25 protein-coding genes are annotated in these 22,395 nt (G+C 70.8%); 12 read left to right on the forward strand and 13 right to left on the reverse strand.

The genetic code is table 11. The annotated features are described in order from the left end of the window. The first annotated feature begins 30 nt into the window (after positions 1-30). Positions 31-213 carry a DUF6104 family protein gene (locus OG456_RS12410; RefSeq protein ID WP_019075209.1) on the forward strand — a complete coding sequence of 61 codons (183 nt, stop codon included), beginning with the start codon at positions 31-33 and terminating at the stop codon, positions 211-213. A gap of 17 nt (positions 214-230) precedes the next feature. Here OG456_RS12410 and OG456_RS12415 read toward each other — a convergent pair whose 3' ends face one another. After that, positions 231-1,079 (reverse strand): hypothetical protein, encoded by an 849-nt coding sequence (locus tag OG456_RS12415; RefSeq protein ID WP_266560199.1) that lies wholly within the window; start codon positions 1,077-1,079, stop codon positions 231-233. A gap of 179 nt (positions 1,080-1,258) precedes the next feature. Here OG456_RS12415 and OG456_RS12420 point away from each other — a divergent pair, with 179 nt between their 5' ends. Both OG456_RS12420 and OG456_RS12425 read left to right on the forward strand, forming a co-directional pair. Then, positions 1,259-2,197, forward strand: a complete 939-nt coding sequence (locus tag OG456_RS12420; RefSeq protein WP_266560201.1) for a DUF4097 family beta strand repeat-containing protein — start codon at positions 1,259-1,261, stop codon at positions 2,195-2,197. Position 2,198: 1 nt separating this feature from the next. Next, entirely contained in the window at positions 2,199-3,263 is a 1,065-nt protein-coding gene (locus OG456_RS12425) for a PadR family transcriptional regulator (RefSeq protein ID WP_266560203.1), read from the forward strand. A 111-nt stretch (positions 3,264-3,374) separates the two neighbouring features. Here OG456_RS12425 and OG456_RS12430 read toward each other — a convergent pair whose 3' ends face one another. Together OG456_RS12430 and OG456_RS12435 are read right to left on the reverse strand one after the other, a co-directional pair. Further along, on the reverse strand, positions 3,375-4,337 hold the full coding sequence (locus OG456_RS12430) for a zinc-binding dehydrogenase (protein WP_100595910.1): 963 nt from the start codon (positions 4,335-4,337) through the stop codon (positions 3,375-3,377). Between the two features lie 123 nt (positions 4,338-4,460). Next, positions 4,461-5,705, reverse strand: coding sequence for an NADP-dependent malic enzyme (locus tag OG456_RS12435; protein ID WP_266560207.1), 1,245 nt, complete (start codon positions 5,703-5,705; stop codon positions 4,461-4,463). A gap of 581 nt (positions 5,706-6,286) precedes the next feature. Between OG456_RS12435 and OG456_RS12440 the strand changes: the two genes are divergently transcribed. Genes OG456_RS12440 through OG456_RS12450 form a run of 3 tightly spaced genes read left to right on the forward strand, consistent with a single transcriptional unit; the run spans position 6,287 to position 9,000 of the window. Next, positions 6,287-7,249 carry an ABC transporter substrate-binding protein gene (locus OG456_RS12440; protein WP_266560209.1) on the forward strand — a complete coding sequence of 321 codons (963 nt, stop codon included), beginning with the start codon at positions 6,287-6,289 and terminating at the stop codon, positions 7,247-7,249. Positions 7,250-7,291: 42 nt separating this feature from the next. After that, positions 7,292-8,233: an amino acid ABC transporter permease gene (locus tag OG456_RS12445; RefSeq protein WP_266560211.1), complete on the forward strand. Its 942-nt coding sequence runs from the start codon at positions 7,292-7,294 to the stop codon at positions 8,231-8,233. Between the two features lie 14 nt (positions 8,234-8,247). Then, on the forward strand, positions 8,248-9,000 hold the full coding sequence (locus OG456_RS12450) for an amino acid ABC transporter ATP-binding protein (RefSeq protein ID WP_266569166.1): 753 nt from the start codon (positions 8,248-8,250) through the stop codon (positions 8,998-9,000). A gap of 74 nt (positions 9,001-9,074) precedes the next feature. Here the strand turns inward: OG456_RS12450 and OG456_RS12455 are convergent, their stop codons facing one another. Then, complete coding sequence (locus OG456_RS12455; protein WP_266560213.1) at positions 9,075-9,848, reverse strand: class I SAM-dependent methyltransferase; 774 nt, start codon at positions 9,846-9,848, stop codon at positions 9,075-9,077. Between the two features lie 91 nt (positions 9,849-9,939). On the opposite strand from OG456_RS12455, the gene OG456_RS12460 reads away from it, so the two are divergent. Further along, positions 9,940-10,569 carry a CGNR zinc finger domain-containing protein gene (locus OG456_RS12460; RefSeq protein ID WP_266560215.1) on the forward strand — a complete coding sequence of 210 codons (630 nt, stop codon included), beginning with the start codon at positions 9,940-9,942 and terminating at the stop codon, positions 10,567-10,569. On the opposite strand, the gene sodX is transcribed toward OG456_RS12460, so the two are convergent. After that, positions 10,473-10,916 carry a nickel-type superoxide dismutase maturation protease gene (sodX, locus tag OG456_RS12465; RefSeq protein WP_266560217.1) on the reverse strand — a complete coding sequence of 148 codons (444 nt, stop codon included), beginning with the start codon at positions 10,914-10,916 and terminating at the stop codon, positions 10,473-10,475. The two genes, OG456_RS12460 and sodX, sit on opposite strands and share 97 nt — an antisense overlap. Positions 10,917-11,081: 165 nt before the next feature. Here sodX and sodN point away from each other — a divergent pair, with 165 nt between their 5' ends. Next, positions 11,082-11,477, forward strand: coding sequence for a superoxide dismutase, Ni (gene sodN / locus OG456_RS12470; RefSeq protein ID WP_100595918.1), 396 nt, complete (start codon positions 11,082-11,084; stop codon positions 11,475-11,477). 91 nt (positions 11,478-11,568) lie between these two features. Then, positions 11,569-12,405: a hypothetical protein gene (locus OG456_RS12475; RefSeq protein ID WP_266560221.1), complete on the forward strand. Its 837-nt coding sequence runs from the start codon at positions 11,569-11,571 to the stop codon at positions 12,403-12,405. Between the two features lie 272 nt (positions 12,406-12,677). Here the strand turns inward: OG456_RS12475 and OG456_RS12480 are convergent, their stop codons facing one another. The 5 genes from OG456_RS12480 to OG456_RS12500 all read right to left on the reverse strand — a co-directional run bounded on the left by OG456_RS12480 (position 12,678) and on the right by OG456_RS12500 (position 17,046). Beyond that, complete coding sequence (locus tag OG456_RS12480; protein WP_266560223.1) at positions 12,678-14,123, reverse strand: MFS transporter; 1,446 nt, start codon at positions 14,121-14,123, stop codon at positions 12,678-12,680. Positions 14,124-14,309: 186 nt separating this feature from the next. Next, a complete protein-coding gene (locus tag OG456_RS12485; protein WP_266560225.1) occupies positions 14,310-14,648 on the reverse strand; it encodes a DUF952 domain-containing protein in 339 nt (112 codons plus the stop codon). Positions 14,649-14,710: 62 nt separating this feature from the next. Continuing rightward, positions 14,711-15,934, reverse strand: a complete 1,224-nt coding sequence (locus OG456_RS12490; RefSeq protein ID WP_266560227.1) for an RNA polymerase sigma factor — start codon at positions 15,932-15,934, stop codon at positions 14,711-14,713. Further along, the gene (locus OG456_RS12495) at positions 15,928-16,344 is read right to left on the reverse strand and encodes a YciI family protein (RefSeq protein WP_266560229.1); all 417 of its coding nucleotides are present in this window, start codon (positions 16,342-16,344) and stop codon (positions 15,928-15,930) included. Before OG456_RS12495 ends, OG456_RS12490 begins: the two co-directional genes overlap by 7 nt. A gap of 102 nt (positions 16,345-16,446) precedes the next feature. Continuing rightward, on the reverse strand, positions 16,447-17,046 hold the full coding sequence (locus tag OG456_RS12500) for a dihydrofolate reductase family protein (RefSeq protein ID WP_266560230.1): 600 nt from the start codon (positions 17,044-17,046) through the stop codon (positions 16,447-16,449). Positions 17,047-17,219: 173 nt separating this feature from the next. On the opposite strand from OG456_RS12500, the gene OG456_RS12505 reads away from it, so the two are divergent. Then, positions 17,220-17,810 carry a TetR/AcrR family transcriptional regulator gene (locus OG456_RS12505; RefSeq protein WP_266560232.1) on the forward strand — a complete coding sequence of 197 codons (591 nt, stop codon included), beginning with the start codon at positions 17,220-17,222 and terminating at the stop codon, positions 17,808-17,810. A gap of 25 nt (positions 17,811-17,835) precedes the next feature. Here OG456_RS12505 and OG456_RS12510 read toward each other — a convergent pair whose 3' ends face one another. From OG456_RS12510 to OG456_RS12520, 3 genes are all read right to left on the reverse strand, one after another. Next, positions 17,836-18,450: a GNAT family N-acetyltransferase gene (locus tag OG456_RS12510; RefSeq protein WP_266560234.1), complete on the reverse strand. Its 615-nt coding sequence runs from the start codon at positions 18,448-18,450 to the stop codon at positions 17,836-17,838. A gap of 183 nt (positions 18,451-18,633) precedes the next feature. Then, entirely contained in the window at positions 18,634-19,722 is a 1,089-nt protein-coding gene (locus OG456_RS12515; protein WP_266569167.1) for a family 2 encapsulin nanocompartment cargo protein polyprenyl transferase, read from the reverse strand. Between the two features lie 26 nt (positions 19,723-19,748). Then, positions 19,749-21,155: a family 2B encapsulin nanocompartment shell protein gene (locus OG456_RS12520; RefSeq protein ID WP_266560236.1), complete on the reverse strand. Its 1,407-nt coding sequence runs from the start codon at positions 21,153-21,155 to the stop codon at positions 19,749-19,751. Between the two features lie 211 nt (positions 21,156-21,366). Between OG456_RS12520 and OG456_RS12525 the strand changes: the two genes are divergently transcribed. Together OG456_RS12525 and OG456_RS12530 are read left to right on the forward strand one after the other, a co-directional pair. Then, entirely contained in the window at positions 21,367-21,600 is a 234-nt protein-coding gene (locus OG456_RS12525; RefSeq protein WP_266560238.1) for a hypothetical protein, read from the forward strand. Positions 21,601-21,799: 199 nt separating this feature from the next. Next, positions 21,800-22,390, forward strand: coding sequence for an N-acetylmuramoyl-L-alanine amidase (locus OG456_RS12530; protein WP_266560240.1), 591 nt, complete (start codon positions 21,800-21,802; stop codon positions 22,388-22,390). Positions 22,391-22,395 lie beyond the last annotated feature (5 nt).

A 22,395-nucleotide genomic window follows, 5' to 3' on the forward strand; every position in this document is an offset into this window, starting at 1 on the left:
CGTCCGTATCACCCCAGGAGCGACTGGCCCATGTACTTCACCGACCGCGGCATCGAGGAACTGGAGAAGCGGCGCGGCGAGGAGGAGGTCACCTTCGAGTGGCTCGCCGAGCAGCTGCGCACGTTCGTCGACCTGAACCCGGATTTCGAGGTGCCGGTCGAGCGGCTGGCGACATGGCTGGCGCGTCTCGACGACGAGGACGACGACGAGTAGCAGGTCCCGAGCGGGCCTCAGTCCCAGGCGCGCAGCCGGTCGTAGGCGAGGCCGAGCGCGCCGTGTACGACGAGGAGAGCGCCCGCGACCGCCCAGCCGGTGCCGCGCCGGCGCAGACCCCACACGGTGAGCGGGATGCCCACGGCGAGCTGGACCGCCGCCGCTGTGCTCGCCTTGGGGCCGCGCAGCCAGGGTCCGATGGCGCTGCGTTCGACGACGTCGAGTTCCGCGCGGACGGCGTCGCGCCAGCTGGACCACTCGATGGGTTCGGCGCCGGGCTGCACGCGCGCGACCTCGCGCAGCCGGTCGGCGGGCTCGCCGGGGGTCAGGCCGGCCGGGAGCGTGAGCCCCGCGCGCGTGAGGACCGCGAGCAGGCCGAGCAGACGGGCGCGGGAGTCCGCCGCGCTGTCGGACCGTGTGAGTTCCTCCAGGGACTGCATGTCCAGGACCGGGTCGAGGCCGAGGCGCGCGGCGAACGTGCGCATCGCTTCGTCCTCGCCGACGGGTGTGCCGTTCGCCAGCCATACGTAGCCGACGGGGCGGCGGAACCCCGAGGCGAGGGTGTAGCCGCTGTGTTCGGCGTCCCACCACAGGGCGAGCACCGGCCAGGGGACGCTGACGGCGAGGGCCGCGGCCCAGCCCGCGAGGACGCTGTCGACCCGTTCGCCGCCGCGCAGCCAGGGCTTGCCCTCGGGGACCAGGACGCTCCAGTCGGGTCCCGCCTGGGTGAGGAGCATGCGTTCGCGCAGGAGCTTGGCGGCGGGACCGACAGTGGCGGGGTCGGCGCGGCACAGCAGCAGCGCTCCCGCGGCCCTGGGCTGCGGGGCGGGAGTGCCGGTGGAGCCGGCGGTGGCGTCGGACGGCATGAACTCAACGCTAGGTCAGTTTGTGGGGTTCGGCCCATGAATGCCCCCGTGCGGAGTGGCCGACGCGACGAAATCCAGTCGCGACTGTCTTGACTTTCCGTATCCGCGATATATCGTGTCTCGCAAGGGTGCGATACAACGCGTCCGCTCCCGATCCGTCCCGCCGAGGAGGTCGCACCATGCCCGAGTGGTCCGTGGCAGAGCCCCGCAAGCTCGCCTTCGACGAGCCCGTGACGACGCTCCACGTACGCATCGTCAACGGAACGGTGAACGTCGTGGGCACCGACGAAGGTTCCGCCCGCCTCGAGGTGTCCGGGATCGAGGGCCCGCCGCTCCAGGTGACCCTGGCGGACGGCGTGCTGACCGTCGCGTATGAGGATCTGCCCTGGAAGGGCTTCCTCAAGTGGCTCGACCCCAAGGGCTGGCGTCGCAGCGCGGTCGTGTCCCTGGCGGTCCCGGCAGGCACTGGAGTCGAGGTCGGCGTCGTCGGCGCCGGCGCGGTCGTGTCCGGGATGCAGGGGCGGACGGAGGTCAAGGGCGTCACCGGCGACACGACACTGGTCGGCGTCGCGGGCGATGTGCGCACGGACACCGTCTCCGGGAATGTCGAGGCCCAGGCGGTGACAGGGGATCTGCGCTTCAACTCCGTCTCCGGGGACCTGACCGTCGTCGAGGGCGCGGGCCCCTCCGTGCGGGCCGACTCGGTGAGCGGCTCGATGATCGTGGACCTCGACCCGGCCGACCGGGCGACGGATGTGAACCTGACGAGCGTCTCGGGCGAGATCGCGATCCGCCTCCCGCACCCCGCGGACGCGGAGGTCGAGGCGAACACGGCGAGCGGATCCGTGTCGAACGCCTTCGAGGATCTGCGGGTCGGCGGCCACTGGGGCGCCAAGAGCATCACGGGCAGGCTCGGCACGGGACGCGGAAAGCTGAAGGCGACGACGGTCTCCGGATCGATCGCGCTCCTGCGGCGGCCTCCGGCGGAGGACGACACCCATACCCCCGCCGCGGACGCCCCCGTCGAGCACTCCCCCGCCGCCGGCTCCCCCGCCGCCGGTTCCCCCACCGTCCCTGACGCCGCCGCCGGCGGCCCGGCCGACAAGAAGGTGCTCTGACATGCCCCCCGTCTTCGCCCACGGCCGCCTGCGCCTGTACCTCCTGAAGCTGCTCGACGAGGCCCCGCGCCACGGGTACGAGGTGATCCGGCTCCTGGAGGAGCGCTTCCAGGGCCTGTACGCGCCCTCGGCGGGCACGGTGTACCCGCGCCTGGCGAAGCTGGAGGCCGAAGGGCTGGTCACGCACACCACGGAGGGCGGAAGGAAGGTCTACTCGATCACCGACGCGGGCCGCGCCGAGCTGGCCGACCGCAGTGGTGAGTTGGTCGACCTGGAGCTGGAGATCCGCGAGTCCGTGGCGGAGCTCGCGGCCGAGATCCGGGACGACGTACGGGGCGCGGCGGGCGATCTGCGCCGAGAGATGCGGGCGGCCGCCTCGGAGGCGAGGAACGGGTCGGGGACGACCACGCGCAAGGGCGAGCGGCCGGGCCCGTTCGGCGACTTCCAGGACTTCGGGGACAAGGAGGCGTGGCGCGCGGCCAAGGAGGAGCTGCGACGCGCCCGGCAGGAGTGGAAGGAGCAGGCGCGGCGCGCGAAGGACGAGAGCCGCCGGGCCCGCGAGGAGGCCCAGCGGGCGCGCCGGCAGGCCAAGGAGGCGCAGGAGCAGGCGCGCGAGCAGGCGCAGGAGCAGGTCCAGGAGCAGGTCCAGGAGCAGGTCCAGCGAATGGCGAAGCGGGTGCAGGACCAGGTCCAGGACCACTTCGCGCAGGGCGACTGGCCCACGGGGGTCCGGGAGGGCCTGACCGAACTGGCCGAGGAGTTCGGCGACTTCGGCAAGTACTTCGGCAAGGAGGCGGGCGGCGCGGCCCGTTCGGACGACGCCGGGCCCGAGGCGCGGGTCACCCATGGCGACATCCCGGCGGAGTATCTGCCGTCGTGGAGCCACGAGGATTCGACCGGCGACCCGGCCCGTGATCTGGACCGCCTCCTCGACCGCTTCCGCGACGACATCCGCGACACGGCCAGGGACCACGGGGTGACGGAGGACCAACTCCGCGAGGCCCGGCGCCGATTGTCCGAGGCGGCGGCGCACATCGGGGCGTCCCTGCGGACACCCAAGGGCTGACCCGCGCGACGGCCGGAGCGGGAAGGGTCGAGGGGCACCGCCCCTCGACCCTCACAGATCCGCAAGATCAGGCAGGGTCCAGCAACGCCAGACCGTCAGACCGTCAGACCGTCAGACCGTCAGTACGATCTTGCCGAACTGGCCTCCGGCCTCCATCCGCTCGAAGCCCTCGCGGGCGCGGTCCAGCGGGAGGGTCTCGTCGATCACGGGGCGCACGCCGGTGGCCGCGCAGAACGACAGCAGATCCTCCAGCTCGTCCTTCGAGCCCATCGTCGAGCCGACGATCTTCAGCTCCAGGAAGAAGACGCGGGTCAGCTCGGCGTGCGAAGGACGGTCACCACTGGTGGCACCGGAGATCACGACCGTGCCGCCGGGCTTGAGCGACTTGATGGAATGCGACCAGGTGGCCGCGCCGACCGTCTCGATGACGGCGTCCACGCGCTGCGGCAGCCGCGCACCCGACTCGACGGCCTCGACGGCGCCGAGCTCCAGGGCGCGCTTGCGCTTGGCCTCGTCGCGGCTGGTCGCGAAGACCTTGAGACCGGCCGCCTTGCCGAGGACGATCGCGGCCGTGGCGACCCCGCCGCCGGCGCCCTGCACGAGCACGGAGTCACCGGGCCGCACACCGGCGTTGGTGAACAGCATCCGGTACGCGGTCAGCCACGCGGTCGGCAGGCAGGCCGCCTCCTCGAAGCTGAGCTCCTTCGGCTTGGGCAGAACGTTCCACTCGGGCACGGTCACCTGCTCGGCGAAGGTGCCCTGGTACTTCTCGGTGAGGATGGACCGGCCCTCCCGGGGCCCGACCCCGTAACCGGCCTGGCCGATGACGGAGTGCAGGACGACCTCGTTGCCGTCCTGGTCGATCCCGGCGGCGTCGCAGCCGAGGATCATCGGGAGCTTGTCCTCACCGAGTCCGACCCCGCGCAGGGACCACAGGTCGTGGTGGTTGAGGGAGGCGGCCTTGACGTTCACGGTCGTCCAGCCGGGGCGGGCCTCGGGGGCCGGGCGATCCCCCAACTCAAGGCCGTTCAGCGGCTGGTCACGGTCGATTCGGGCGGCGTAGGCAGCGAACATGACCTTGACCCTAGGTCCGCCGGGTGCCGTGCGGAACACCGTAGGGCTGTGACACGCGCCGCGCCCCGTGCCCCACGGAGTCGATCCGTGGCGCACGGGGCGCGGTCGGGGCCTGCGGCGTGGTCAGCGTCGGGCGACACCCTCGGCGCGCGCGGCGGCGGCGACGGCCGCGGTCACCGCGGGAGCGACCCGCTCGTCGAACGGCGAGGGGATGACATACCCGGCGTCCAGGTCGTCACCGACCACGTCGGCGAGCGCGTCCGCAGCCGCGATCTTCATGCCCTCGGTGATCCGCGACGCCCGCACCTGGAGCGCACCGGCGAAGATGCCGGGGAAGGCGAGGACGTTGTTGATCTGGTTCGGGTAGTCGGAGCGCCCGGTCGCGACGACCGCCGCGTACTTGTGGGCCACGTCCGGGTGAACCTCGGGGTTCGGGTTGGCCATCGCGAAGACGAAGGCGCCGGGCGCCATCGAGGCGACCGCGGGCTCCGGGACCGTACCGCCGGAGACGCCGATGAAGACGTCAGCGCCGGCGAGCGCGGTCTCGAGCGAACCCGTGATGTTGGCCTTGTTGGTGAGCTCGGCCAGCTCGCGCTTGACGTCCGTGAGGTCGTCGCGGTCCCGGCTGACGATGCCCTTGCGGTCCGCGACCGCCACGTCGCCGAGCCCCGCCTCGAGGAGGAACTTGGCGATGGCGACACCGGCCGCGCCGGCGCCCGAGATCACGGCGCGCAGCTCGCCGAGCGTGCGCCCGCTGAGCTTGGCCGCGTTCTTCAGCGCCGCCAGCGTGACCACGGCGGTGCCGTGCTGGTCGTCGTGGAAGACCGGGATGTCGAGCCGCTCCTGGAGCCTGCGCTCGATCTCGAAGCAGCGCGGCGCCGAGATGTCCTCGAGGTTCACACCGCCGAACGAGGGAGCGAGGCGGACGACGGTCTCGATGATCTCGTCCGTGTCGGTCGTGCCGAGCGCGATCGGCACCGCGTCGACGCCGCCGAACTGCTTGAACAGGATCGCTTTGCCCTCCATCACCGGGAGGGACGCCTCGGGACCGATGTCCCCGAGGCCGAGCACCGCGGTGCCGTCGGTGACGACGGCCACGACGGACGACTTCCACGTGTAGTCGTGGACGAGCTCGGGATTCTCCGCGATGGCGGAGCAGACCTTCGCGACGCCCGGCGTGTACGCCAGGGACAGGTCGTCCTTGTCGCGCACCGGCACGGTGGCCTGCACGGCCATTTTGCCGCCGCGGTGCAGTGCGAAGGCCGGATCGAAGGGCTCTTCGGTGCTTTCGTTGCCGGTATGCGCCGGGCCCGCACTGGCCTGGCCGGAACCGGCGTCGCTGCGAGGATTGACGATCTCCGCTGCCACTTGTATGACCCCTTAAGTCTTAATCATCAGTTGAGGGTGGGTCCGCTCCTGGTTGAGGAACGGGCGGGCACCGCGTATGACCCACATGTCGGGTGTCTTGCACTCGTACGGGTCAGTACGCGATGGGCGCGCCGCACGCGCGCCCTGAGCCCCGGATGAGGGGTGTAAAGAACCTTCTTACCTGACGGACGCCACCCCGGACGAGTCCATTTGTGATCGATCACAGCGCGGTGACGAGACTCATAGCCGAGGACCCGGATATTAGGGGCCGGACCTCAAGTCGAGCTCAAAGCCGATGGAGCATCGCTCACATGGTGAGACACGAGCCCCGGGGCCGCAGATCTTCCGGCCTGACGGCGCTGTCGCCGCAGATATTCGCTCACCCGTTGGCGCGATGTACCGACCTGTCGGGGTCCGGGAGCGGTACGGGGGTAACCCGTTATCCGATTTTGACATAGCGGGGGCCCTGAATGGCCCGGTCCGAATGGCAAGATGCCGTAATCACACGAGGTCGCGACACTCGAAGATGTGTGCCGTATCTCTGCATCGGCTACTCCCTCACCCTGCCGGAGGAACCAGAAATGACCGCAAGCACCACCCGTCGTTCGACCGCTGCGAAGTCCGCGAAGTCCCGGATTGCCATGGTCGGCGCGATCGCGGTCGCCGGCGCTCTGCTGCTGTCCGGCTGCGGTGACCAGACCAAGGACAAGAGCGCGCCCGCCGACTCCACCAAGAACGCTCCGCTCGCGGACAAGCTCCCCAAGGAGATCCGCGACAAGGGCGTCATCAAGGTCGGCTCGGACATCGCGTACGCGCCGGTCGAGTTCAAGGACAAGTCCGGCAACACGGCGGGCATCGACCCGGACCTCGCGGCCGCCATGGGCAAGCAGCTCGGCGTGAAGTTCGAGTTCCAGAACGGCACGTTCGACACCCTCATCACCGGCCTGCGCTCCAAGCGCTACGACATCGCGATGTCGGCGATGACGGACACCAAGGACCGGCAGGACGGTGTCGACTCCGACACCGGCAAGAAGGTCGGCGAGGGCGTCGACTTCGTGGACTACTTCGACGCGGGCGTCTCGATCTACACGCCGAAGGGCAAGACCCAGGGCATCAAGTCCTGGGACGACCTGTGCGGCAAGAAGATCGTCGTCCAGCGCGGCACGGTCTCGCACGACCTGGCCAAGGCGCAGGCGAAGAAGTGCCCGGCCGGCAAGAAGCTCGCCATCGAGTCCTTCGACGACGACCAGCAGGCCCAGACTCGGCTGCGCTCGGGCGGCGCGGACGCCGGCTCCTCCGACTTCCCGGTCGCCGCGTACGCGGTGAAGACCGCGGGCGGCGGCAAGGACTTCGAGCTCGTCGGCGAGCAGGTCGAGGCCGCTCCGTACGGCATCGCGGTCGCCAAGGGCAACACCCAGCTGCGGGACGCCCTGAAGGCGGCGCTCGACGCCGTCATCAAGAACGGCGAGTACGAGAAGATCATCGCGAAGTGGGGCGTCGAGGCGGGCTCCGTCAAGGAAGCCACCGTCAACGGCGGCAAGTGACCGCGTCCCTCTCGTCACCCAGCCGTTTGAAAGGCAACACCCGTGTCTGTTGACATCGACAAGGCGGACGGGCCCGCGGACGTCCCGCCGCCCAAGGCGGGACCCGAGGCCATCAAGGCGATCCCGGTCCGGCACTACGGTCGCTACGTCGCCGCGGTCGTCGCGATCGGCGTCCTGGCCGCGATCGTCTACGCGTTCGCCCAGGGCAAGATCAACTGGGGCGCGATCCCCGAATACTTCTTCGACGACCGCATCCTCAAGGGCGTCGGCCAGACCCTGCTCCTGACCGTGATCTCCATGGTCATCGGCGTGGCGGGCGGCATCCTGCTCGCCGTGATGCGCCTGTCGCGCAACCCGGTGACGTCGTCGATCGCCTGGTTCTACATCTGGTTCTTCCGCGGTACCCCGGTCCTGGTCCAGCTGTTCGTCTGGTTCAACCTGGGCCTGGTCTTCGAGTACATCAACCTCGGCCCGATCTACAAGGACTACTGGTCCTCGTTCATGACGCCGTTCCTGACGGCGCTGCTCGGACTCGGCCTGAACGAGGCCGCGTACATGGCGGAGATCTGCCGCGCCGGCCTGCTCTCGGTCGACGAGGGCCAGACCGAGGCCTCGCACGCCCTCGGCATGAGCCACGCCAAGACCCTGCGCCGGATCGTGATCCCGCAGGCGATGCGCGTGATCGTGCCGCCCACGGGCAACGAGGTCATCAATATGCTGAAGACGACCTCGCTGGTGTCGGCGGTGCAGTTCTACGAACTCTTCCGCTACGCCCAGGACATCGGGCAGAACTCCGGCGCACCGGTGGAGATGTACTTCCTCGCCGCGGCCTGGTACCTCGTGATGACCTCGATCCTGAGCGTCGGCCAGTACTACCTGGAGCGCTACTACGCCCGCGGCTCCAGCCGCTCGCTTCCTCCGACGCCGTTCCAGAAGATCAAGGCCAACCTGCTGTCGCTCGGCAGGCCGAAGGGAGCCGCGTGATGACCACCAACGCCATGGTGAAGTCCGAGGGCGTCCACAAGTCCTTCGGCCACGTCGAGGTCCTCAAGGGCATCGACCTGGAGGTCAAGGAGGGCGAGGTCTTCTGCCTCATCGGCCCCTCCGGCTCCGGCAAGTCGACGTTCCTGCGGTGCATCAACCACCTGGAGAAGATCAACGCCGGCCGGCTCTACGTCGACGGCGAGCTGGTCGGCTACCGGCAGAAGGGCGACAAGCTCTACGAGCTGAAGGACAGCGAGGTCGCGCTCAAGCGCCGGGACATCGGCATGGTGTTCCAGCGCTTCAACCTCTTCCCGCACCTGACGGCTCTCGAGAACGTCATGGAGGCGCCGGTCCAGGTCAAGCGCCAGTCGCGAGCACAGGCGCGGCAGCGGGCCAACGAGCTCCTGGAGCGCGTGGGCCTCGCCGACAAGGCGGGGAACTACCCCTCGCAGCTGTCCGGCGGCCAGCAGCAGCGCGTCGCCATCGCCCGGGCCCTCGCCATGGACCCGAAGCTGATGCTCTTCGACGAGCCGACGTCGGCCCTCGACCCCGAGCTCGTCGGCGACGTCCTCGACGTGATGCGTGACCTCGCCGAGTCCGGCATGACGATGATCGTCGTGACGCACGAGATGGGCTTCGCGCGCGAGGTCGGCGACAGCCTCGTCTTCATGGACGGCGGCGTGGTCGTCGAGTCGGGCCACCCGCGCGACGTCCTGACGAACCCGCAGCACGAGCGCACGCAGTCCTTCCTGTCGAAGGTGCTGTAGCTCCGCCACGCAGAAGCAGAAGGAGGGGGCGGTACGGACCTGGTGTCCGTACCGCCCCCTCCGTATGCGCGGGGCTACTTGACCGCGAGCACCAGTGCGTCCGAGGGCGAGCGCCACACGGGGCGGGCCTCGGCGAACCCGGCGGCGCGCAGGGTGCGGGCGTGCCAGTCGGCCGACGGGGTCTCGCCGTCGGCGTGCTCCCCGTAGATCTCGAAGCGCTTCGCGGTGGGTCCGGCGAGTACCGGGTCCTTGGCGGCGAGGGCCCACCACTCGGCCCAGTCGAGGGCGCCGGAGGCCTTGGCGCGGTCCATCTGCGCGTGGCGGTGGGCGCGTTCGGCGGCGTTGATCCGGGGCGTGGTGTCGTCGATCATGTGGTCGGCGTTCATGAAGACACCGCCGTCGCGGACGAGGCCGGCGATCTGTCCGTAGAGGGTGGCGAGCGGTTCGTTGTGCAGCCAGTGCAGGGCGGTGGCGGTGAGGACGGCGTCGTAGGAGGTGTGCGGCAGCCGCGTGGCCCAGTGCGGGTCCTTGAGGTCGGCGCTCACGAAGGTGACGCGGTCGTCGCCCGCGAAGGTGCCCTCGGCGATGGCGAGCAGCGCGGGGTCGAGGTCGACGCCGACACTGGTGGCTCCGGGGAACCTCTTCAGGAGCCGGTCCGTAATACTTCCCGTACCGCACGCGAGGTCGAGCACGCGCGGCGTGGGCCCGGCGAAGGCCTCCACCATGTCGAGCATGACCCGCAGCCGCTCCTCGCGGTCGGGCATGTACCACTCCTGCTGCCGGTCCCAGCTGTCCTGCCAGGCGCGCCAGTCGGCGGTGACTCCGGCGGTTTCCGTAGATCCCGTCATCGAGAACCCTCCCGTACGTAATACCCTCGAAGCAAGAGCAGCTATTACTCCCGTCACTGACGAAGATAGACCGCCCCGGTAAGGACTACAAGTGGAACTGGCCTATTACTCGGACTACGCCGTACGCCTGGTCAACAGCGAGGAGCCGGGGCGTGGCAAGGACTCCCTGACCACGGTCGAGGCGGTGCGCGGCCTGTTCGGCGCGAACCAGTCGGCGGCCCGGCGCGCCACGGACGCGGACCTGACCCGCTTCCGCGGCGTACGGGCGCGCCTGCGCTCGGTGTTCGAGGCGGCGGACGGCGACGACGAGACGCTCGCGGTCGACCTGCTGAACTCGCTCCTCCTGGAGTTCCCGGTGAGCCCGCAGATCTCCGGGCACGACCACCGGGACGACGACGACCGCCCGTTGTGGCACATGCATCTCGCGGACCACCCGTCGAACGCGACAGCGGGATACGCGGCGATCGCCGCGATGGGCCTCGCCTTCCACCTCACGGAGTACGGCGTGGACCGCCTCGGCCTGTGCGAGGCGTCGCCGTGCCGCAACGCCTACCTGGACACGTCGACGAACCGCTCCCGGCGCTACTGCTCGGACCGCTGCGCGACCCGCGCCAACGTCGCCGCCTACCGCGCCCGCAAGCGCGCCGAGGCGGACCGGTCGGACAGCACGGGGCGCAGCGCCGAGAAGGCCCACGAGGCCACGGCCGCCACGGACCGCTGACGCTCGCCCTCCACCCACGGCTTGCGGCGGCGAAGGCGCCCGCGCACCTTGGCGAGCACAAGGTCGTCGGGCACCGTCCCGTACACCTCGCTGTCGCCGCCGGCGTCGGGGTTGTCGCCGAGCACCCACCAACCCCCGTCCCGCCGCCCGGAGATGCGCTTCACCACGAGCAGATCCTGCTGGAAGGGGTGCCGCAGGACGACCACGTCGCCCGGGCGTACCCGGGCGCCGTGCTGCACGAGCATCCAGTCGCCGGGATACAGCGTGGGCACCATGGACGGCCCGTCCACCTCGATGATTTGAAACGGCACCCTGGCCTCCCGCGTCTCCTCCGCCGTCTCAGGCATCAGACATCCTCCCCGGTTCCGCCCGCCGGCCTTGCGGTCCCATCCTCCACCAGTCCCAGTCTCGCCCTGGACTTTTGTCCTAAGCCCATGGGGGCACCCGAGAAAACACGTCTGCCACGGAGTAATGTCCCACCTGAGAAGACGATCACGAGGAAGGACTGCTACATGCTTTCCCGCCTGTTTGCCCCCAAGGTGAAGGCCAGCGCGCACTGCGACCTGCCGTGCGGCGTGTACGACCCGGCCCAGGCCCGCATCGAGGCGGAGTCGGTCAAGGCCGTCCAGGAAAAGATGGCCGGCAACGACGACCCGCAGTTCCAGACGCGCGCCATCGTCATCAAGGAGCAGCGCGCCGAGCTCGCGAAGCACCACGTGTCGGTGCTGTGGAGCGACTACTTCAAGCCCCCGCACTTCGAGAAGTACCCGGAGCTCAGCCAGCTGGTCAACGACACCCTGAAGGCCCTCTCGGCCGCCAAGGCGTCGAGCGACCCGGCGACCGGCCAGAAGGCTCTGGACTACATCGCCCAGATCGACAAGATCTTCTGGGAGACGAAGAAGGCCTGACGCCTTCGCGTCATCTGTCCGACAGCACCCGGCGTCCGCGCGGAGCCGGGTGCTGTCGGCGTCTTCGGACCGCTCGGGTAGCGTCGCCCGGATGGACCACTCGCGTCGCCCCCGCATCCTCTACGTCACCGACCTCGCGTACCCGGCCCGTGGCCGCCGCTACTGCGACGAGGACATAGCCCTCTCGGCACGGCTGCGCGAGGCGTTCGACGTGGCGCTGTGCCACCCGCTGGACGCCGCCGCGCTGATGGACGGCTTCGACGCGGTCGTCGTGCGCAACAGCGGGCCCGTACTGCACTACCAGGCCGCCTACGACGCCTTCCGTGAGCAGGCGCTCGCGCGCGGGGTACGCGTCTACAACGCGCTGTCCGGGAAGGCCGACATGGCGGGCAAGGGGTATCTGCTCGACCTGACCACCGCCGGGTATCCCGTCATCCCGACCGTCGCCCGCGCCGCCGATCTCCCTCTGCTGCCCGAGGCGGACGAGTACGTGGTCAAGCCGCTGCTCGGCGCCGACTCCATCGGACTCGAGTTCGTCGGCCGCGAGGCGCTGTCCGGCCTGGAGTTCGACGGCATCCTCGTCCAGCCGCGGATCCGCTTCCGGTACGAGGTGTCGTTCTACTTCGTCGACCGCACTCTCCAGTACGCCCTGTACGCGCCCCGGCCGGACGAGCGGTGGGTCCTCGAACCGTACGAACCCACCGACGCGGACCGGGAGTTCGCGCAGAAGTTCGTCGACTGGAACACCATCGGTCACGGCATCCAGCGCGTGGACGCGTGCCGCACGCCGGAGGGCGAGCTGCTCCTGGTCGAGCTGGAGGACCTCAATCCGTATCTGTCCCTGGATCTGGTCGACGCGGGCACACGGGACGCGTTCGTGGCGGCGATGGCGGACTCGCTGCGGGGGCTGCTGGCCGACGGGGCCTGAGGAGGACGGCCGGCTGAAACGGAGCTTGTCCATCTCGCGGCGCCCAGGCGCCGGTAGAAGCGGATCGCCCCGTCGTTCCAGACCGGCGCCTGCCACTGGACCTCGGCGATCCCGAGCGCTCGGGCCGCCTTCGCCGTCGAGGACGTGGCGGGTCGTGGTGGCCGTCGGCGAGGGCGAGGAGCGCGTCCTGGTCGACGGCCCCCGGGAGGGCCGGTGCTGCGGCCGTGTTCGCCGTGGGGTGGAACATGGCCCCATCACGCAGGGCCGGGCCCTCAGGCGTCCGCCCTGTCACGCGGTCGCCGGGGTGCGAGGAACAGCGCGGCGAGCGCCGAACCCGCGGCCACCAGGAGGGCGTTGACGAGTACGGCCGTGGAGACTCCGGACAGGACCGCGCCCGGACCGCTCGCCCCGCCCATGCGGGCCGTGGCGATCGCGCTCATCACCGGGATGCCCAGGGTGATGCCGACCTGCTGTGTCATGGTCGCGAGGCCGGTGGCGAGACCCTGCTCCTCGTCGGGCAGCCCGGACGTGGCCGTCACCATGAAGCCGACGATCACCAGCATGTTGCCGACGCCCCCGACGAACGTGGCCGCGAGGAGCAGCCAGATCCAGGCCCCCGACGCGCCGAGCGCCACCAGGGCGAGCGTGGCGACGGCCTGGACGGCGCCGCCGACGACGATCGTGGTCCGGTTGCCGAGGCGCCCGACGGCACGGCCGCCGAGCGTGCCGCCGATCACGGTGCCGAGCCCGAGGACGCCGAAGGCGAGCCCGGTCGCGAGCGGCGAGTAGCCGAGGACTTCGTGCAGGTAGAGCGTGAGCAGGAAGACGAGGGACGTCTCGGTGACGAAGGCGATGAGCCCGGCCGCATTGCCCCAGATCACGGTGCGCCGCTTGAGGATGTGGAGCGGGACGAGGGGCGCGGCGGCCCGCTTCTCGACGAACCGGAAGGCGACGAGGAGCGCGGCTCCGGAAAGGAGCGCGGCCAGGGTCGCGGGGGCGCCCCAGCCGGTCTCGCCGGCCTGCGTCAGCCCGTAGACGAGGAGCAAAAGTCCGCCGGTGACGGTCGCGGCGCCCGGTACGTCGAGGCGCGGGCGGCGGTCCGGGCGCGAATCGGTGATGACGGACGGGGCGAGGACGAGGACGAGGGCCGCGACGGGGACGTTGACGAAGAAGGCCCAGCGCCAGGAGAGCAGGTCGGTGAGGAGCCCGCCGAGGATGGCGCCCGCGGTGAATCCGGCGGACATCAGGGCGCCGTTGAGGCCGAGGGCGCGTTCGCGCAGCGGCCCCTCCTTGAAGGCGGTGGTCAGGAGGGCGAGTCCGGCAGGGGTGACGGCCGCGGTCGCGAGTCCCTGCAACACCCTTGCCACGAGGAGGACTTCAGGCGAGGTGGCGAGGCCGCCCAGGAGGGAGGAGGCGCCGAGGACCGCCATGCCGGCGAGGAACAGCCGCTTACGGCCGAAGAGGTCGGCCACACGGCCGAAGAGGAGCGTGAACCCGGCGGCGGCGAGCGCGAACGCCGTGGCGATCCACTGGAGATGGGAGAGCGAGAAGCCGAGCCCCTCGCCGGCGACGGGCAGCGCGACGTTCAGGATCGAGAAGTCCACGGCGATCATGAACTGGGCGCCAAGGAGGAGGTTGAGGACGAGCTTCTGGCGGGCCGTCATGCGCGGGGATGGTGCGACGGCCGGGGCGGGGGCGGTCTGCGTGGGCGCCGACATCTGGGCACTCCTTAAATGGTTCTACGTTCCCGTTAAGGCATGCCAAACGTAGCAGGGTGGCGACCATTAAGGGAACTACAGTTCCGTTACGTCGAGCGAGTGCCTCGCCTGCGCGCGCCGACCCGCCCCCGTCCGGGGGCGACCGCATTCGTACGCCCGTCCGACCGACGGGTGGACCGCGGAGCCTCAGCGCACCCGCCCGCCGCCCCAGTGCCGCACCTCGGTGACGGCCTCGACCGGCAACGGCCCGTAGATGTGCGGGAATTCGTCGGCACCCGGCTCCGGCGCCTCGAACCTGACCGGCACGGGGACCCGCTCGCTGTCGATGACCAGCACCACCAGCTCGTCGGGCCCGTCATACGCGCCGTACAGGAAGTCGGCGACCCCCCGCAGCTGGTGCGCCAGCGAGCAGTGGATGAAGCCCTCCTCGGCGAGGGTCTTGCCGCGCGTGGACATCTCGTAGGCGCCGGACGCGCGGGCCGCGTCCCACAGGGAGCGCTCGGTGATGTGCAGGAGTTCGGTCATGCGCACCAACCTACGAGCTGATCGCTCGGGCCGTTGTCGCCCATCGGCCGACGCGGCCCGCCTCAGCCGAGCCGGGCCGCACGCAGCTGGAGGTAGCGCTGCTCCGGGCGGCTGAGCGTGCCGCCCGCAGCCTCCTGATAGGCCGCCCGCGCGGCGTCGCGGTCCCCCGCCAGCTCCAGGAGGTGGCCCCGGACGGCGGCGAGCCGGTGATGCCCGCCGAGGGCGTCCGCCAGCTTGTCCGTCTCCGTCAGGCCCGCCTCGGGGCCGTGCACCATGGCGACGGCCACGGCCCGGCCTAGCGCGGCCATCGCCTCCCCCTCGGGCACGACCCGCACGAGCAGGTCGTAGAGGGCGAGGATCTGCGGCCAGTCGGTGTCCTCGGCGCTCGCCGCCTCGTCGTGCAACGCGGCGACGGCCGCCTGGAGTTGATACGGGCCGACCGGTCCGCGCGGGAGGGCGAGGGCGACCAGTGCGACGCCTTCGTCGATCTCGGCGCGGTCCCACAGGGTGCGGTCCTGTTCGTCGAGACGGACCAGTTCACCCGCCGCGTCGGTGCGGGCTGCGCGGCGCGCGTCGGTCAGGAGCATGAGGGCGAGCAGCCCCGCGACCTCGCTGTCGCCGGGCAGCAGCGCCCGCACGGCCCGGGTCAGCCGGATCGCCTCGCGGGCCAGGTCGGCGCGCTGCAACTGGGGCCCCGACGTGGCCGTATACCCCTCGTTGAAGATCAGGTAGAGGATCTGGAGCACGGCGGGCAGCCGCTCGCGCCAGTCCTCGGGCCGGCGGAACCGCACGCCTCGTACCCGCTGCTTGGCGCGGCTGATGCGCTGCGCCATCGTCGGCTCGGGGACCAGGTGGGCGCGGGCGATCTCGGCGGTCGTGAGGCCGCCGACGGCTCGCAGGGTGAGGGCGACCTGGGCGGCGGGGGTCAGCTCGGGGTGGCAGCACAGATAGAGCAGGGTGAGGGTGTCGTCCTCACAGGGGGCGCGGCTCTCGCCGGGCGGGGCCGTGAACGCGTCGCGCGGGGTGAGCGCGGCGTCCGCCTCCTCGCGCCTGCGCCGCGCGTCGTCACTGCGCAGAGTGTCGACGAGGCGGCGCGACGCGACCTTGATGAGCCAGCCGCGCGGGTTGTCGGGCACCCCGGCGTCGGGCCACTGGCGTGCGGCGGCGAGCAGCGCCTCCTGCACGGCGTCCTCGGCGGCGTCGAAGTGTCCGTAGCGGCGGACCAGCGCGCCGAGGACCTGCGGCGCGTGGCGGCGCAGCAGGTCCTCGGTCGACGCGGTCAGCAAAGGTCGCCACCGCTGTCCAGGATGGGGCGGATCACGACGGGGCGGGCGGGGGCGCCCGCGGGGGCGGGACACTCGGCCACACGCTTGGCGATCTCGGTGACCCGGTCGAGGTTCTCGCACTCGAGGATCCAGAAACCGGCGAGCAGTTCCTTCGTCTCCCCGTAGGGGCCGTCACTGATGACGGGCCGCCCCTCCGCGTCCGGCGTGACGAACCGGGTCTTCGCGGGCTCCGCCAGACCTTCGCCGGTGAGCATCTCGCCGGACTCGGCGAGGTCGTCGTTGATCTTCTGCATGTGGGCGAACATCGTCTGGATGTCCTTCTCGCCCCAGGCCGGATTGCCCTCGGACGCCTTGCCCGCCATGGCCTCGTAGTCGAGCTGGGTGCCCGTCACCATCATCAGGTACTTCATTGCTCTGCGCTCCTTCGGCCAAGCCGCCCGCCGGGCGCGGGCGGCTTCACTGGAGACGTCGGAGCGGCAGCAGCGTTCTCGACACCGCACCGGAGAAAAATTCTAGCCGGGGAGCCCCTGCCTCTTCCTGCTGTACGTCCGCACGATCACGCCGTTGCCGAACGTCCGGTTCTCCTCCAGGGCGAACTCGCCGATCGCGAAGCCGGAGCCGAACATCGGCATGCCCGAGCCGAACACCAGCGGGTACGTCTTGATCACCAGCTCGTCCACCTCGTCGGCGAGCACACCGGCGAGCGTCGCGCCGCCGCACAGCCAGATGCCGAACTGGCTGTCCTCCGCCTTCAGTTCGCGGACCTTGCCGACGACGTCCTCGGCGACGATCGCCACGTTCGGGTCGGGGGACTTCTCGATCGAGCGCGCCGCGACGTACTCGCGCAGGTGCCCGTACGGGCTGGTCAGACCGGCGTCGAGGCCGACCTGGTAGCTGGCCCGGCCCTGGATGACGGTGTCGAACCGCTTGTTGGCCAGGTGCTCCAGGCCGAGGATCCGCCGGCCCTCCGCCGAGATGGTCTCGGGGTACTCGGTCGTGAGGAACTCGAGGAACTCCTCGTCCACGAAGGGCATGAAGGCGTTCGCGTCTCCGTCGGGACCGCCGATGAAACCGTCGATCGACACGGCGACGAAGTACGTGAGCTTTCGCAAGTGGGTCTCTTTCCGCAGGTGACAGGGGTGTCCGGGTGGACCGTCGTACGGGCTTCCCGCAGTGGCCCCGCTCGAACAACTACAGTTATAGTGCTTCATCTGTAGTGGTTGCAAGAAGATTCGGGAATCCGGTTCGGCGGGTTGCCGGATCTCCGGTCGGAAGGAGCGCACGGATGGCACGGAACGCGGAGCGCAGGGTGGCCCTGGTCGACGCCGCGGTGGAGGTGCTCGCGGCCGAGGGGGCGCGCGGCCTGACCTTCCGAGCGGTGGACGCGGCGGCGGCCGTCCCCACGGGCACGTCGTCGAACTACTTCTCCAGCCGGGACGACCTGCTGCACCAGATCGACGCATGGCTGCACGAGCGGCTGGCCCCGGACCCGGCGGTGGTCGCGGAACTCCTTCAGCGGCCGCGGGACCGCGAGCTGGTCGCCGCGTTCATGCACGATCTGCTGGGCCGCGCCCAGCGCGACCGCACCGGTTATCTGGCCATGATGGAGATGCGCCTCGAGGCCGGGCGCAGGCCCGAACTGCGGGCGTCCCTCATGAAGTCGCTCCGCGGCGACCTGGACTTCGGGATCTCGTTCCACACCGAGTCCGGGCTCCCCGGCGGCGCGGAGACGGTGACCGTGCTCTACCTCGCCACGCTGGGGCTCATCCTGGAACACCTGACGATGCCGGGGATGCTGGACGGCGCCGTGCCCGGCGTGAGCGTCCCCGAGGGGCTCATGGACCGGATCGTCCGCACGATCGTGCCGCAGGAGTAGCCGCCCGCACCCTGAAGGCTGGAACTCAACTCGCTTGCGGGTCCCGCCACATGGGCCACATCGTCGGCCCGTCCGGCAGCGCGATCCCGCTGCCGGTGCACGCGAAACCGAGCCGCTCGTACAGCACACGGCTACGGTCGCTGCTCGCCTCCAGATACGACGCCATGCCCTCACGGTCGCAGCGGTCGAGGACGGGCTCCATCAGCGCGGTGCCGAGGCCCTGGCCCTGCCGCGCCGGGTCCACGGCGATCATCCACAGGTACTCGTGCGCGCCGCGGTCTCGCGGGTGGGCCCCTGCCGTCAACCGGCCGATCTCCTCGACCCGTTCGTTGTCGGGGTCCACGGCGGCGCGCAGCTGCGCAGGGCCGTCGTCGCCCTCGTCCGGGCCGCCCGTCCCGCGCGGCCGGGCGGGCACCGGCAGCCAGAGGGCGGCCGCGGCGCCGTCCTCGGTGATGTCGACGTATCCCTCGCTCAGCGAGATGTCGATGAAGGCCGCCATGAGGCCGGCGTGCCTGCGGCGCCGGTGCGCCAGGCCGGGGAAGACCCAGCCGCTCACCGGGTCGTCCATGAACGCCTCGTCGAGCAGCCGCACAAGGTCCGCCCGATCGCCCTCCGTGGCCCTCCGGATCGCCACGCCCATGACCCCGCCCCCTCACGTAGCGGCCCGCCTCAACGGGCCGTGTCCCTGCGCCGGTCGGCCGCCACGCGCCGGCCCGCTGCAGCCTAGGCGATCGGTTCCGCACGCGCGTGCGGGCCCCGCGCTCCTCCCGGAGTGCGGGGCCCGCAGCCGGTTCAACTCCCCTCCCCTGCTGGTGGATTCCCCCTAGTGGCTACGCCGCGTCACGAACTCCGTCAGCGACAGCAGTCCGTCCGCGGCCTCCGGTGCCGGGACCGCCCTGGACAGCTGGTGCACCGCCCGGGACATCCGGTCCGCCGCGTGCAGCTGCGCCCAGTCGCGCCCCCCGGCGCGCTCGACGACCAGCGCCATGGCCTCCAGCTCCCCCTCCTCCGGCGGGCCCTCCAGCGGGCCCACCACCCCGTAGAGCGCGGCCAGTTCACCGGCTTCGGGCGTGCCCGAGGCCAGCGCCGCCACCACCGGCAGCGACTTCTTGCGCACCGCGAGATCGGCGCCCGCCGCCTTGCCCGTACGGGCCGGATCCCCCCAGATCCCTATGACGTCGTCGATCAGCTGGAACGCGAGCCCGGCCTGTCTGCCGAACCCGTCGAGGGCCGCGACCTCCTCCTCTCCGGCCCCCGCGTACAGCCCCCCGACCGCGCAGGCGCAGCCGAGCAGCGCGCCCGTCTTCGCCTCCGCCATGACGAGGCACTCGTCCAGCGTGACCTGGTCCGGCTCACGCCTCTCCAGGGCGACATCGGTGACCTGCCCCTCGCACAGCTCCATCACACAGGCCGCGATCCGGGCCGCCGCCGGCCGGGCCGCCGGGTGCGGGTCCTCGGCGAGCAGCCGCTGCGCGAGCGCCTGGAGCGCGTCGCCCGCCAGGATCGCGCCGGCGTCCCCGAAGACGGTCCACGCGGTCGGCCGGTGCCTGCGCGTGGTGTCCCGGTCCATGACGTCGTCGTGCAGGAGCGTGAAGTTGTGGACGAGTTCCACGGCCGCCGCCGCCCGTACCGCGAGCTCCGGAGCGCCCCCCAGCGCCCGTACCGCGGCGAGGACGAACGCCGGCCTGATGGCCTTGCCCGCGTGCCCCGCGGCCGTGGTGCCGTCCGCCTGCTCCCACCCGAAGTGGTAGCGCGCGATGCGGCGCAGCGACGTGGGCAGGGTCTCCACGGCCCTGCGCAGCTCCGGGTCGACCTGCGCCCTGGCCTGCGCCAGGATCACCGCCACTTCCTGACCGTCCGCGGCCACGTCTGCACCCCGTCCGCCCGACCCCCCTTGCTGCTGCGGCGCTATGGACTGCTTCGTCTGCGTCTTGAGCTTCAACGCCACCTGCCGATCTCGACGTTCTCCAGGACACCGAGCGCGTCCGGCACGAGCACCGCCGCCGAGTAGTACGTCGTCACCAGGTACGAGATGATCGCCTGCTCGCTGATACCCATGAACCGCACCGACAGGCTCGGCTCGATCTCGTCCGGGATGCCCGCCTGCTGGAGGCCGATGACGCCCTGCTCCTCCTCGCCGGTACGCATGCAGATGATCGACGTCGTGCGCGCGTCGGACACGGGGATCTTGTTGCTCGGGAAGATCGGCACCCCGCGCCAGGTCGGGATGCGGTTGCCCCCCACGTCGATGGACTCCGGGACGAGCCCCCGCTTGTTGCACTCGCGCCCGAACGCGGCGATGGCGCGCGGGTGGGCGAGGAACAGTTTCGAGCCCCGGCGCCGGCTGAGCAGCTCGTCCATGTCGTCCGGGCTGGGCACGCCGTCGTGCGGCTGGAGCCGCTGCTCGTACTCGCAGTTGTTGAGCAGACCGAACTCCCGGTTGTTGATGAGCTCGTGCTCCTGGCGCTCCTTCAACGCCTCGACGGTGAGCCGGAGCTGATGCTCCGTCTGGTTCATCGGCTGGTTGTACAGATCCGCCACGCGCGAGTGGATGCGCAGGACGGTCTGGGCGACGCTCAGCTCGTACTCGCGGGGCGCCGCGTCGTAGTCGACGTACGTACCCGGGAGCACCGCCTCGCCGACGTGGCCGGCGGAGACGTCGATCTGCTTCTCGCCGAACTTGTTCGCCCGCTGCTCCGGGATGGACCGCAGCGCTCCCAGGTGCCCGGCGAGGCTCTCGGAGCGCTCCGCGACCTGCTCCAGGTCCTGACGGGGCAGCGCGAGCACGGTGCACCCGGTCACGGCTCGCGCCGTGTACTCCCAGATGGCCTCCGGGTCGAGCAGCGACTGCTCGCCGAAGTACGCCCCGTCGGCCAGGACCCCCAGGACCGCGTCGTCCCCGTAGGGGCCGGTGCCGATCTTCTCGACCTTGCCGTGGGCGAGCAGGAACACCTCGTCCGCGGGGCTGCCGAACGAGGCGAGCAGTTCACCGGGCGCGTACTCCCGCTGCCGGCACCGCACGGCGAGCTCCTCGAGCACCTCCTGGTCCCCGTAGTCCCGGAGCACCGGCAGTTCGCCGAGCTCCGCGGGGATGACCCGCACCTGGTCGCCGGTCTTCACGAACGTCACGCGTCCGTCGCCGACCGAGTAGCTGAGCCGCCGGTTCACCCGGTACGTGCCGCCCTGCACGTTCACCCAGGGCAGCATCCGCAGCAGCCACCGGGAGCTGATCTCCTGCATCTGTGGAGCGGACTTCGTGGTGGTGGCCAGATTCCGCGCGGCGGAAGTGCCGAGACTCTGCTGCGGCCCGGCCTGCTCCGTGCGGACTTCTTCGCCTACCGACATGGGCTATGCCTCCCGATCAAGAACTGACCTGCGGCGACAAGACTTCCAGCACGCATTGTGGCCGCGCCATTACACAAACGAGCGGGGTTGGGTGAGAGTGGACGGGGCACGATGCCCGTTTTTCCGGGTAGGGAACTTTCTGACGGCGGAACTTCAAGATCCCGGTGGGCGTTCAACCGATACACCGAGGCACCGATGACGGGAGACAGCAATGACAGGCTTCCTGGACCGCGCCAAGGAACAGGCGCAGCGAGGGCTCACGCAGGGCAAGCAGAAGCTGGACGAGGTGCAGGCGCAGCGGGCGGGCGGCGACCTCCTGAAGAAGCTGGGCGCCGCTTACTACGCGGAGCGGAAGGGCACCGGCACCCCCGAGGAGACCCAGGCCGCCCTCGGAGCCCTGGAGCACCACGTCGCGGAACACGGGGACGGCTTCCTGCAGAGCTGAGGCCGCCGTACCGCCTCCCGGCCGACCGCACTCAGGCATGGATGCCTGCGGCTGCACGCCTCACTGACCGGAACAGCCCGCGATGACCGGAACGGCTCGCACGCGATGCGAACAAGTAGTTCCGGTGGGCCGGTTCGGGTACAAGCGGCGTACGAGACGGACGCGCCCCGCTTCCGTCGCACCCCGCGAAGGAGGCGGCATGGCCCCACCCATGTCCGCGAGCAGCTTCCTGGACGCCCTCAGGCATGAAGGCCTGACGGTGGTCGAGGTCGGCGACTGGAGACACCACAACCGCAACCACAAGGGGCCCTGGGGCCCGGTGAACGGCGTGATGATCCACCACACCGTGACGTCGGGGAGCAAGCAGACCGTCGACCTCTGCCGGAAGGGGCGGGCGGACCTGCCGGGGCCGCTGTGCCACGGCGTCATCACGAAGGACGGCCGCGTCCACCTCGTCGGCTACGGCCGGGCCAACCACGCGGGTCTCGGCGACGACGACGTACTGCGGGCGGTCATCGCGGAAAAGACGCTGCCCCACGACAACGAGGCGAACACGGACGGCAACCGCCACTTCTACGGCTTCGAGTGCGAGAACCTCGGCGACGGCGAGGACCCCTGGCCCGCCGCACAGCTGGAGGCCATCGAGAGGGCGGCGGCCGCGGTGTGCCGCCATCACGGCTGGACGGAGCGCTCGGTGATCGGCCACCTGGAGTGGCAGCCGGGCAAGGTCGACCCGCGGGGCTTCACGATGGCCTCGATGCGGGGGCGCGTCCGCGACCGGCTCAAGTAGCCGCC

Source organism: Streptomyces sp. NBC_01446, from assembly GCF_026340095.1.
GTDB classification, from domain to species: Bacteria; Actinomycetota; Actinomycetes; order Streptomycetales; family Streptomycetaceae; genus Streptomyces; species Streptomyces aureus.

Bases quoted from the DNA above. Each gene is read 5' to 3' on its own strand.
- OG456_RS12410 (WP_019075209.1), top strand. From the start codon at position 31: ATGTACTTCACCGACCGCGGCATCGAGGAACTGGAGAAGCGGCGCGGC.
- OG456_RS12415 (WP_266560199.1), bottom strand. From the start codon at position 1,079: ATGCCGTCCGACGCCACCGCCGGCTCCACCGGCACTCCCGCCCCGCAG.
- OG456_RS12420 (WP_266560201.1), top strand. From the start codon at position 1,259: ATGCCCGAGTGGTCCGTGGCAGAGCCCCGCAAGCTCGCCTTCGACGAG.
- OG456_RS12425 (WP_266560203.1), top strand. From the start codon at position 2,199: ATGCCCCCCGTCTTCGCCCACGGCCGCCTGCGCCTGTACCTCCTGAAG.
- OG456_RS12430 (WP_100595910.1), bottom strand. From the start codon at position 4,337: ATGTTCGCTGCCTACGCCGCCCGAATCGACCGTGACCAGCCGCTGAAC.
- OG456_RS12440 (WP_266560209.1), top strand. From the start codon at position 6,287: ATGACCGCAAGCACCACCCGTCGTTCGACCGCTGCGAAGTCCGCGAAG.
- OG456_RS12450 (WP_266569166.1), top strand. From the start codon at position 8,248: ATGGTGAAGTCCGAGGGCGTCCACAAGTCCTTCGGCCACGTCGAGGTC.
- OG456_RS12455 (WP_266560213.1), bottom strand. From the start codon at position 9,848: ATGACGGGATCTACGGAAACCGCCGGAGTCACCGCCGACTGGCGCGCC.
- sodX (WP_266560217.1), bottom strand. From the start codon at position 10,916: ATGCCTGAGACGGCGGAGGAGACGCGGGAGGCCAGGGTGCCGTTTCAA.
- sodN (WP_100595918.1), top strand. From the start codon at position 11,082: ATGCTTTCCCGCCTGTTTGCCCCCAAGGTGAAGGCCAGCGCGCACTGC.
- OG456_RS12475 (WP_266560221.1), top strand. From the start codon at position 11,569: ATGGACCACTCGCGTCGCCCCCGCATCCTCTACGTCACCGACCTCGCG.
- OG456_RS12480 (WP_266560223.1), bottom strand. From the start codon at position 14,123: ATGTCGGCGCCCACGCAGACCGCCCCCGCCCCGGCCGTCGCACCATCC.
- OG456_RS12485 (WP_266560225.1), bottom strand. From the start codon at position 14,648: ATGACCGAACTCCTGCACATCACCGAGCGCTCCCTGTGGGACGCGGCC.
- OG456_RS12495 (WP_266560229.1), bottom strand. From the start codon at position 16,344: ATGAAGTACCTGATGATGGTGACGGGCACCCAGCTCGACTACGAGGCC.
- OG456_RS12505 (WP_266560232.1), top strand. From the start codon at position 17,220: ATGGCACGGAACGCGGAGCGCAGGGTGGCCCTGGTCGACGCCGCGGTG.
- OG456_RS12510 (WP_266560234.1), bottom strand. From the start codon at position 18,450: ATGGGCGTGGCGATCCGGAGGGCCACGGAGGGCGATCGGGCGGACCTT.
- OG456_RS12520 (WP_266560236.1), bottom strand. From the start codon at position 21,155: ATGTCGGTAGGCGAAGAAGTCCGCACGGAGCAGGCCGGGCCGCAGCAG.
- OG456_RS12525 (WP_266560238.1), top strand. From the start codon at position 21,367: ATGACAGGCTTCCTGGACCGCGCCAAGGAACAGGCGCAGCGAGGGCTC.
- OG456_RS12530 (WP_266560240.1), top strand. From the start codon at position 21,800: ATGGCCCCACCCATGTCCGCGAGCAGCTTCCTGGACGCCCTCAGGCAT.